Genomic DNA, 815 nt, shown 5'->3' with positions numbered 1-815 from the left:
AGGAACGCGTCCGCCTCAGCAGACCGAATGAGGACCAACCGAGGATAGGCGTCCGTTCCCCCCATTCACGAGCCTCATTGCACCTATGCCGACCTGAGGAGTGCGCCGGATCAGCCTCGGGACGGTGGTACCGCCCGCACTGACGAATCAGCACGCTATAACCGTCGGCGCTGCTCCATCAGGGCTGGGTCTTGCCGACCGTCGCCCCGAGTGTAAACGGTGACGCCAGGCCTCATCCAGCCTGCGTTCCTCCGCGCTCTCCACCGGGACAGCTTCCAGACGCAGGAGGATCATCGCAAAGTTGTTCTGCTGAAGGTAAACCTGCTCGTAGAGGGACGGCGCGCGGAGGTCGCGCTTCACGTCGATCCAGAGATCGGGGCTACACGCGGCGATGTCGCTCGCGATGTTCGGCTGATGTGGATCACTGTGATAGAGCGAGCCTGTTGGGACCGGGCTGCCGACCGCGGAGATGATGGCCGGAAAGGAGAGGCTGCGGTAGCACCGCTGCACCCGGCCATTGCCCGCCACGACGATGGCGATCCACTCGGGTTGGTATTGCACGTAGGCCCGAGCCGCCGCCTCCTTGCCGACCGCGAAGGCGCGCGCGAGCATGAGAACGTGCTGCAGATTGGGCTCGCGAAAGGCCGCCATGGCTCCCCGCAACAGGTGCGGGGGCATCAACATGAGAGTGGCGAAGCGATTGGCCTCGACCTCCCTGCGCTGCCGCTGATCACCCTCCTTCGCTGTGACGCGGAGAAGGTCAGAGCTCTTGCACATGAACCGGCCGGATTGATCCGGGACGTGGTGCGCCATCA

At 64.5% G+C, this 815-nt stretch carries 1 protein-coding gene; it reads right to left on the bottom strand.

Features of this window, described 5'->3' with window-relative positions; translation table 11 throughout:
* Positions 1-147: 147 nt before the first annotated feature.
* Positions 148-815: ImmA/IrrE family metallo-endopeptidase (locus MKK67_RS31145; protein WP_243972871.1), on the bottom strand; the 668-nt coding region annotated here is incomplete at its 5' end.

The sequence above is a fragment of the Methylobacterium sp. J-072 genome (genome assembly GCF_022829425.1).
In the GTDB taxonomy this organism is placed as follows: Bacteria; Pseudomonadota; Alphaproteobacteria; order Rhizobiales; family Beijerinckiaceae; genus Methylobacterium.
The sequence above is the reverse complement of the archived record's forward strand: the minus strand, read 5'-3'. Positions and strand labels throughout refer to the sequence as shown.